We start from the raw sequence: 9,121 nt of genomic DNA on the forward strand, positions 1-9,121 counted from the left end.
TTGCTATTTGTTTTCTGCTGACTAAAATGTAAGTAGGTATCCCGCTATGAAATCCTTGCGAAATAATTCTGGTTTGCCTCCTGCCTTGCTGGCACATCTCTTCCTGCATTAGCGATTCAACATATTGTCTCATCCGTTGCTGCGTCAGTTCGACTGAGCGCCTCCGTTAATTTGAATCGTTTTATTGAAACATAACCTGAGCAGGACTACTCACATGTACCCGAAACTGGAAGAAACTCTGAAGAAGTATCAGGAGCTGGAAGCCCAGATGGCTGATCCTGACATCATGACTGATGGCCTGCGCTATTCCAAAATAGCGAAGGAACATGGCACACTTGCCAAGCAGGTTAAGCCCTACCAGAAGTTGAAACAACTGGTTGCCGAGGTTGAAGCATTGACTGCAGATGCGGCTAGGGAAACCGATGCAGACATGAAGCAGATGATTGAGGACGAGATCAAGGTCAAGACAACTGAACGTGAAGAACTGCAGGCGAAGATCGAAGACATGCTGCTGGTTGATCCCGGCGAAGACTTCGACAGCATTATTGTTGAAGTACGGGCCGGCACCGGTGGTGATGAGGCATCGCTCTTTGCCAGCGATCTTTTCAACATGTATACCCGCTATGCGGGCCTGAAGGGTTGGAAGGTTGAGACACTTGATTTCAGCCCGACCGATGCAGGTGGATTCAAGGAAATCAGCTTCAACGTCTCGGGCGAAGGTTGTTACCGATTTCTGCGCTATGAGAGCGGTGGCCATCGTGTACAGCGTGTTCCCAAGACGGAAACCCAGGGGCGCATTCATACTTCAGCAGCAACCGTTGCGGTGTTGCCTGAGCCGACGGAAGTGCAGATCGACATTCGACCTGAGGATATCGAAACGCAGACGTTTTCCTGCGGTGGCCCAGGCGGTCAGCATGTGAATAAGACGCAATCCGGCGTGCGATTGATTCACAAACCAACCGGAGTGGTTGCTGAGAGCAGGCAGGAACGTAGCCAACATAAGAACAAAGATATCTGCTGGCGTATGATTAGAACCCGCATCTACGAAGCACAGCAGGAAAAAGTCAACAAGGAACGGGCAGCATTACGCAAAGGGCAGATTGGCACGGGCGACCGCAATGACCGTATCCGCACGTACAACTTCCCACAGAACCGCGTGACAGATCACCGCATCAATTACACCATGCACAGCCTCGACAAGATGATGATGGGGGAGATGTACGATCTGGTGCGAGCACTGATGGATGAGGACAAGAAAGAACAATTGGCGCAGTTGGCAGGCAAGCCAGCGTAATTAAGGTGGTCATCTAGCTCCACGAGCTGACGGGATGTGCAGAACGATTAAACATTATTCGAGAGATTTCGTAAGAGGCATCAGGTACATCGTGAATCGCAGCATCACGATGAGGCGTGATGCCAACAATCCTGATGCTTACAATCGTTGATGATGCCTCTTCCCGTGACCTGGTTTTTATGCTGTAATATCCAAATCATCCCCGCCTTTGCTTGCAGGTTGTTATGCGCGTAGTCTGTTCACTTACCACCATACTGCTGGTTGTTCTCTGTGGTCTGCCTGCGTTCTCAGTTGATGACAAAATCGACTATGAAACGCAGGTGTTGCCTATCCTCAAATCAAAGTGTTTTGCATGTCACGATGGCAGCAAGCAGAAATCGGGGTTGCGGCTCGATGTTCGTTCGCATGCGCTCAAAGGTGGCGAAACAGGCAAGCCGGCTCTGGTAGCGGGTAAGCCAGCGGCAAGCGAGTTATTTCGAAGAATCACTTCAGAAAATTCCGAAGAAGTGATGCCGCCCGGCAAGAACAAGTTGACGGACCAAGAGAAGGAAACGCTCAAGAAGTGGATTGCATCAGGAGCAGCCTGGCCTGATAAATTCGCCAATGAGAAAAATGATCCGACCAAGCATTGGGCGTTTCAGCCACCGCAGCGATCTGCGTTGCCTACGGTAGTGAGGAAAGATTGGACACGCAATGCTATCGATCATTACATCCTTGCAAAACTGGAAAAAGAGGGGTTAACCCCGTCGCCCGAAGCAGAGAAGATCACACTTTTGCGACGATTACACTTCGATTTGACAGGTTTGCCACCTACCCTGAAAGAAGTAGATGAATTCCTGGCGGATCAGAGTTCGCAGGCTTACGAGAAAAAAGTGGATGCACTGCTGGCATCGCCTCACTATGGTGAGCGCTGGGCACGGCATTGGCTCGATGTGGCACGCTATGCCGACTCGGATGGCTACGAGAAAGATAAATCGCGCCAGATGTGGTTTTACCGCGACTGGGTGGTGCAGGCACATCATCGTGATATGCCTTTTGATCAGTTTATCCGCGAACAGCTGGCGGGCGACCTGATGCCACAGGCTATACAGGATCAGATTGTTGCAACGGGGTATTTGCGGAACTCCATGCTCAATGAAGAGGGCGGGGCGGACCCGGAACAGTTCCGCATGGATGCGATGTTTGACCGCATGGATGCCATCGGCAAAGGCATTCTGGGGGTAACCATTCAATGTGCCCAGTGCCACAATCACAAGTTCGATCCGATCAGCCAGGAAGAATACTACAAGTTGTTTGCGTATCTGAACAACGATCACGAAGCCCAGCGAGTGGTCTATTCACCAGATGAGCTTATGAAGATTGCGAGCCTGCAGAGTCAGATGCGAGCTTTGGAAAATGAATTGCAGCATAAAACACCTGACTGGAAACAGCAGATGCAGGCTTGGGAAGAAGAGCAACGGAAGTATCTGGCCAAGTGGGTGACGCTCGACAAGCTGGAAAACGCTGGCGACAACGGCCAGCGATATATTCATCAACCGGATGGTTCTATTCTGGCGCAGGGGTATGCACCAACGAAGTTTGATACGCACCTGCGCGGGCCAGTTGCAGTCAAAACGATTGCAGCATTCCGTTTGGAGATGCTGAATGATCCGAACCTACCTTGCCAGGGGCCGGGGCGTTCCTTCATGGGGACGTTTGCACTGAGCGAATTCAAAGTACAAGTGACCGACAGCAAGGGGAAGAAATCGAACATCAAGTTCAGCAGGGCCTATGCAGATTACAGCAACCCGACACGCGATCTGGAAGCCAACTTCGATGATCGCTCCAACAAGACACGCATCACTGGTTCCATTGAATTCGCCATCGATGGCAAAACTGATACCGCGTGGGGTATCGATCAGGGGCCAGGCCGACGAAATCGAACACGCGTGGCGATCTTCGTTCCGGAGAAGCCCATCACACTGGACCCAGACAGCAAACTTGATGTATACCTGACGCAGCAGCACGGCGGCTGGAATTCTGACGACCACATGAACAATAATCTGGGAAGGTTCAGGCTGAGCGCGACCGAATCGGAACAGCATAACCCCGTGGTATTGCCACCCGCTATTCTGGACATTCTGCAGAAACCTGAAGAGCAACGAACAGCATTGCAGCAGGCAACTTTGTTCAGCCAATGGCGGGCTGCTGTCCCCGCATGGAAAACCGTGAATGATGAAATTGAGAAACTCTGGCAGCAATGGCCTGCGGGTTCCACGTCGCTGACAGTGCAGTCGATGGATCAGCCTCGAGATACCCGGCTATTGAAGCGGGGCGATTTCCTCAAGCCAGATCGTTCGGTGCAGCCCGGTGTACCGATCGTCTTCCATCCGATTCGTAAGCCTGATGCAGCGGGGAATCGGCTAACATTGGCAGAATGGATAACAGATAGCCGTGCTCCGACAACCGCTCGTGTTGTGGTGAATCGGGTCTGGCAGACCTATTTCGGAACGGGGCTGGTTTCTACTTCCGAAGATTTCGGGTTGCAGTGCGAGCCGCCTTCGCATCCGGAACTGCTCGATTGGCTGGCAGTGGAGTTCATGGAGCAGGGCTGGAGCATGAAGAAACTGCATCGGCTGATTGTCACCTCGGCAACCTACCGGCAATCATCGAAGGTGAACCCGGCACTGGCAACGAAAGATCCCTATAACCGCTTGCTTGGCCGCATGCCCAGGCTGCGCGTGGAAGGGGAAATTGTACGTGATATCAGCCTGTCGGTGAGCGGCTTGCTCAATCCGCAACTGGGCGGGCCTGCCATCTTTTCCCCGGCACCGGCATTTCTGTTTCAGCCACCTACGAGTTATGGACCGTTTACCTGGAATGAAGCACAGGGTGCGGATAGATATCGCCGGTCGCTTTATACGTTCCGAAGACGCTCGACGCCTTACCCGATGTTGTCGGTGTTTGATGCACCCAATGGCGATGCCGCTTGCATCAAACGGGTGCGATCCAACACGCCATTGCAGGCTTTGACCTCACTCAATGAAACGGTGTTTATCGAAACTGCTCGAGCACTCGGGCTGCGGATGATTAAAGAAGGCGGAAATAGCGATGCAGATCGCATTCGGTATGGCTTCCGGGTGTGCACCAGTCGCTGGCCTTCAAAAAGTGAACAAACTGCACTGGAAGCGATGTTACGCAAACAACAAACCAGGTTGGCAGATGGTTGGCTGATACCAGCAGAGGTGCTGTTTGGCAGCCCACAGTTGAAAGAGAAGCTGCCGCAGGGTGTTACACCAACCCAGTGGGCAAGCTACATGTTGCTGGCACGAGTGTTGTTGAATCTTGATGAGGTGATTACGAGGGAATAGGTCTTACTCAAAACCACAATCGCAACCCCACCATGGGGCCTTGCAGTACACTGTTGCCAATCTGCAGATAATCGTAGCCTGCAAAGACTTCGGAATACTTCCACACCAGGCCTACACGGCCGGTGGCGCGGAAGACCCAGGCGTTGCCCAGCGTGCCAGTCTCGATTTGTGCTCCCAGTGAGTAGGGTGCACGCGGAAAGCTCTCGAAGCCATAGACAAAATTAACACCCCAATCGGTGCGGGTCTGATCACTCAGAAAGCGCGTGCCCACGCCTGCCCGGAACTGAGTCTTGTTGGATTGTGCAAAGCGGTAAAGCACGTTGACATCGCCGATAGCCAGTCGATCGTAAAAGTTCTGGTGGTTTTCTTCATAGAGATGAACTCCGCCGCCGATGCCAAAGCGGCTTGTGGTATCAGCGAGGAAGGTGATGCCGAGCCGGTTGATACCGTTGAAGTTGTTGCCTTCTTCAACAGAGGCTCTCATAGTCATCAGGTTTTCCCATGAGTTGGGAACGACATCCTCGTATTTTAATTTTCCCGGTCCGGTCTGCATCTGCCCCTTCCATCCCTCCGCGTAGGGATAGGTGGTGAATTTCCCAGGGAAAAGGTATTCATCATGTAAGCTCGATGCAGGCACGATAAAGGGTGATGCCAGAATTCCCAGGAAAATTTCTCCGGGAAATCCTTCATCTGAATCACCAAAGCTGAGAGAAAACCCGGAATCGTCATCACAGGATTTCGATTTGGAAGTTTCACTGGAAGGTGTTCGCACTTCCGAACGAACATTATTCAACGCACCGTCCTGAGCCTGCAGAGTGCAGGTTACAAGGAACAGGCTTAGAGACCATATCCAGCGTATGGGCATTCTCCCCATTTACTGAAAAGCAGATACCCCATACCCGAAATCGAGTCAATGGAAAAGAAACACCCCGATGATGAATCGGGGTGTTGAGCGAAAAAAGCGGATGTAGCCTACTTGGAAGCTACTCGCTTCAGAGTTTCCATCTTGTCTTTGTCATCCTTGGTGACCATTTCCTTGTCATTGAGTTTGGTCACTTTCATCTTGGTCGTTTCTTCCTTGCCCTGCTGTTTCATGGTGATGGTCAACTGGTCGCCTTCGAGCTTGTACGAACCATCCATATTGATTTTCTGCCCACCGAATTCTGCATCAACGGTCAGCTTGCCTTCCTTGGCGAATTCGATGACCAGCTTGGCGCCTTGTGGCTTGGTTTCAGGTTCCCATTTGCCAAGCAGCAGTTTGCCATCGATTTTATCCTGCATGGCTGAGGTGGAAATCAAGGCAGCCAGCAGCGCGATCAGGGAAATACCACAACGTAACATAAGAACTCCAGAACCCGTGGGTTAACATTTTTGCATTGAATACGGGAACTTCAATGAAATCACATTGTTGAATCAATTCAACACGCCGGCAATGGCTTTGCGCTTGCGGGTGACATATTCAAATACCATCAGCAGCCCATCGGTCGCTTCATTCATCATAGCTGGCGAGCTCCAGGGAGCGTTCAGTTCCGTCAGTGTTCGAACTTCCTGAGCCAGCTTGGCTACTTCAGCTCGTTCAAAGATGACATAGTTACAGGCTGCACCCAGTTCGACCGAACCATAGCGACGACCTTTTTTCAGGGCAGGCAGCAGATCAACAGTAACCTTGTTGTCAGCAGCACGCTTGAGCAATTCATCAATGACTCGCGTGTTCAGCCCTTGCTGGCCCGATTCCTGTTCCATTTCGAGTTCTGTCCAGAGGCCTTCGGGGCCGATGGCAATAGTGATGACCTGATCGATAGCTTCGGCATCGCGTGGATTAACGCTGTTGTACGAAATGCCCTGCTTGGCCAAACGGCCGGCAATCTGCGCGAATTCATCATCCGGGCTGCCGCCCATTTCAAATTCGACCACTTTGAGAAGTGCCATTTCCTCAGCTTCGCTGGCTTTACCAAATACTTGATGAAACCGGCCAGGGTTGAAGGAATTAAACATCCATTGGGGCATAGTAACCTCGTCAGGAGCAGGGCAAGTGGCTCCAATCTTCTCACAATCATAGCTTATGAATATCTCACGTAAAGCAATAAACCTCGCACGTTTATTCTCTACCAGTTCCTGCTGGCCAAACCGAAAGCTTTTCGTTGAATAGCATTACTTCAATCAGTAATCAGCGTTTCCACTCGCGGTAGAAAGCACCTATGAAAATTCACGAATATCAGGCGAAAGAACTGCTGGCTGCCAAGGGGGCCAGTGTGCCTCGTGGCATCGTTGCCCGCACGCCGGAAGAAGTGGGCAAGGCTTATGTCGAGGTTGCACCCGCTGGTGGTGGGCTAGCGGTTATCAAATGCCAGGTGCATGCAGGCGGACGAGGCAAAGGAAAGTTTACTGGCAGCGGCAAGGATTTCGGTGGTGTCAAACTGGTCAAGAGCCAGGCGGAAGCAGTGGATGTTGCCAGCGTCATGCTCAAGTACCCACTGGTGACCAAGCAGACTAATGCGGAAGGACAGAAGGTCAGCACCATTCTGGTACAGGAAGCTGCAGACATTGCTCGCGAATTGTATGTCGCTGTTGTGCTGGATCGCGGTTTAGGGCTGCCCATCCTGATGGCATCTGCGGAAGGTGGTGTTGATATCGAAGAAGTTGCAGAGAAGCATCCAGAAAAGATTTTCAAGACGACGATTGATCCTGATCGTGGCTTGCTGCCTTATCAAAGCCGCCGAATGGCATTTTCATTGGGTTTCACAGGTGAGCAGATTGAACAGGCAGAAAAAGCATTGGTCAGCCTGGTCCAGGTCTTTCTGGAACAGGATGCCAGCCTGGCTGAGATCAATCCGCTGATTGTGACCAAAGGCGGTCAGGTGCAGGTGCTTGATGCCAAAATGACCTTTGATGACAATGCATTGTTCCGTCATCCCAACATTGAAGCGTACCGCGATGTAGGCGAAGAAGATCCCTTCGAACATCGTGCCAGCCAGACGGGACTGTCTTTTGTCAAAATGAATGGCAACATCGGCTGTCTGGTCAATGGCGCCGGCTTGGCGATGGCAACGATGGACATCATCAAACTGCATGGCGGCGAGCCGGCCAACTTTCTGGATGTTGGAGGTGGTGCTAACAAGGAACAGGTAACCGAAGCGTTCCGCATTCTGTTGAGTGATCCCAATGTGAAAGCAGTGCTGGTCAATATCTTTGGCGGCATTATGAAATGCGACATCATTGCGGCTGCCATCCTGGCTGCTTATGATGAAGTCGGCTTCAAGGTGCCTCTGGTAGTGCGGCTGGAAGGCACGAATGTAGAGCAGGGAAAAAAAATGCTCGCTGAATCAGGCAAGAAGATTGTCGCCACCGCGAGCTTTACCGATGCAGCCAAGCAGGTGGTAGCTTCGGTGAAGGCTTAACTATTTCCGCTTATGAACACCCTGCAGGCTGATGAATTGCTTCCATTGTTTTTCGTCGGCTTTATCCGTCCAATGGACGGTGGTGACACGCGAGATGCGATGAGCCTCTGTATTGCCTTCGCGGGTAACGACTTTGACCACGACATGCTTTCCTGTGCTGCCTTGTGGGAAGCCGAGCATGGTGAGTTCCTGTGATGAAGCCTTCGCGGAATAGGTCCAGACATCATCCTCTACCTTGGCCAGGCGCGTGACCTTGCCATACATCTCGATGTAGTAATCACCCAACGAGCCATCTTCCTTAAGCATGTAGCCTTCTTTACCTGGATATTTTTGAACGGGATATTTGGGTTCGAGGTAGGTAATCTCATCCAGGGTTTCTACAAATACCCGGTCTTTCTCGCGTGTCGGCTTGCTGGCGGTCATGACATCCGTCCACTTCATTCGAGGCACCACTTCGCCTTTGTCATTGATGCCAAACATCGTCCAGGAACCGGTGAAGGTGCCGACGAGGGTTGTCACTTCTTTGGGGATATAACGTCCCGGTGCATCTTGAACCGGCAGGCTGACGGCCAGTGCTAACAAGTAGATGAGATTCACGGCATTATCCTTGATGTAAGAAATATTCACATCATAAATCTAGCAGGTGCCTAGGCGATGTCTTGTATAAAACGGACATGATGTCTCACCGAGAATTATTCTGCACTATTCTCTGGGGGCCTTGGTTGTGTCATGATATTTCGAGATCTAAAAAGTTATTCATAAACTTCACTGCGATGTGCAATCATGCTGACAATCACTTTTTTCCTTGATTCTTCAATGAAATAGACGACTCGATAATCTCCAACACGATATCTCAACATGCCTTTGAACTTTCCCTTCAATGGCTTGATGTTGTTGTGTTTCCTTGGCTCGGTTTCTAGGGCGTGTGGAAATACTCCAGGCAAGCCAGCGTAATCAGGTATAGGGTCTTCTGTCAAATCAGGAGATTCTGCCATGGAACGGCATTCGATATCCGAAGAGAAGTATGAGCGGATTCGTCACCTCTTTCCGGCTGAGGAAGGTAAAGTGGGTCGCCGTCC

General features: G+C 51.2%; 8 protein-coding genes. 3 read left to right on the forward strand and 5 right to left on the reverse strand.

Annotated elements, in window-relative coordinates; all coding sequences use genetic code 11:
* The first annotated feature begins 214 nt into the window (after positions 1-214).
* Positions 215-1,294 (forward strand): peptide chain release factor 1, encoded by a 1,080-nt coding sequence (gene prfA / locus JNJ77_20425; GenBank protein ID MBL8824965.1) that lies wholly within the window; start codon positions 215-217, stop codon positions 1,292-1,294.
* Between the two features lie 224 nt (positions 1,295-1,518).
* The gene (locus JNJ77_20430) at positions 1,519-4,644 is read left to right on the forward strand and encodes a PSD1 domain-containing protein (protein MBL8824966.1); all 3,126 of its coding nucleotides are present in this window, start codon (positions 1,519-1,521) and stop codon (positions 4,642-4,644) included.
* A gap of 7 nt (positions 4,645-4,651) precedes the next feature.
* Here the strand turns inward: JNJ77_20430 and JNJ77_20435 are convergent, their stop codons facing one another.
* The 3 genes from JNJ77_20435 to JNJ77_20445 all read right to left on the reverse strand — a co-directional run bounded on the left by JNJ77_20435 (position 4,652) and on the right by JNJ77_20445 (position 6,651).
* Positions 4,652-5,509 carry a hypothetical protein gene (locus JNJ77_20435; protein MBL8824967.1) on the reverse strand — a complete coding sequence of 286 codons (858 nt, stop codon included), beginning with the start codon at positions 5,507-5,509 and terminating at the stop codon, positions 4,652-4,654.
* Positions 5,510-5,616: 107 nt separating this feature from the next.
* Entirely contained in the window at positions 5,617-5,985 is a 369-nt protein-coding gene (locus JNJ77_20440; protein MBL8824968.1) for a TIGR03066 family protein, read from the reverse strand.
* Positions 5,986-6,057: 72 nt separating this feature from the next.
* Entirely contained in the window at positions 6,058-6,651 is a 594-nt protein-coding gene (locus tag JNJ77_20445; GenBank protein ID MBL8824969.1) for a hypothetical protein, read from the reverse strand.
* A 191-nt stretch (positions 6,652-6,842) separates the two neighbouring features.
* On the opposite strand from JNJ77_20445, the gene sucC reads away from it, so the two are divergent.
* Positions 6,843-8,042 (forward strand): ADP-forming succinate--CoA ligase subunit beta, encoded by a 1,200-nt coding sequence (sucC, locus tag JNJ77_20450; GenBank protein MBL8824970.1) that lies wholly within the window; start codon positions 6,843-6,845, stop codon positions 8,040-8,042.
* Here the strand turns inward: sucC and JNJ77_20455 are convergent, their stop codons facing one another.
* Both JNJ77_20455 and JNJ77_20460 read right to left on the reverse strand, forming a co-directional pair.
* The gene (locus JNJ77_20455; GenBank protein MBL8824971.1) at positions 8,043-8,639 is read right to left on the reverse strand and encodes a hypothetical protein; all 597 of its coding nucleotides are present in this window, start codon (positions 8,637-8,639) and stop codon (positions 8,043-8,045) included.
* 155 nt (positions 8,640-8,794) lie between these two features.
* Positions 8,795-9,037 (reverse strand): type II toxin-antitoxin system mRNA interferase toxin, RelE/StbE family, encoded by a 243-nt coding sequence (locus JNJ77_20460; protein MBL8824972.1) that lies wholly within the window; start codon positions 9,035-9,037, stop codon positions 8,795-8,797.
* Positions 9,038-9,121: the final 84 nt, after the last annotated feature.

This window comes from Planctomycetia bacterium, from assembly GCA_016795155.1.
GTDB lineage: Bacteria > Planctomycetota > Planctomycetia > Gemmatales > HRBIN36 > JAEUIE01.

Coding starts and splice junctions, on each gene's coding strand:
- sucC (MBL8824970.1), top strand. CDS start 6,843: ATGAAAATTCACGAATATCAGGCGAAAGAACTGCTGGCTGCCAAGGGG.
- JNJ77_20445 (MBL8824969.1), bottom strand. CDS start 6,651: ATGCCCCAATGGATGTTTAATTCCTTCAACCCTGGCCGGTTTCATCAA.
- JNJ77_20440 (MBL8824968.1), bottom strand. CDS start 5,985: ATGTTACGTTGTGGTATTTCCCTGATCGCGCTGCTGGCTGCCTTGATT.
- JNJ77_20430 (MBL8824966.1), top strand. CDS start 1,519: ATGCGCGTAGTCTGTTCACTTACCACCATACTGCTGGTTGTTCTCTGT.
- prfA (MBL8824965.1), top strand. CDS start 215: ATGTACCCGAAACTGGAAGAAACTCTGAAGAAGTATCAGGAGCTGGAA.
- JNJ77_20460 (MBL8824972.1), bottom strand. CDS start 9,037: ATGGCAGAATCTCCTGATTTGACAGAAGACCCTATACCTGATTACGCT.
- JNJ77_20435 (MBL8824967.1), bottom strand. CDS start 5,509: ATGCCCATACGCTGGATATGGTCTCTAAGCCTGTTCCTTGTAACCTGC.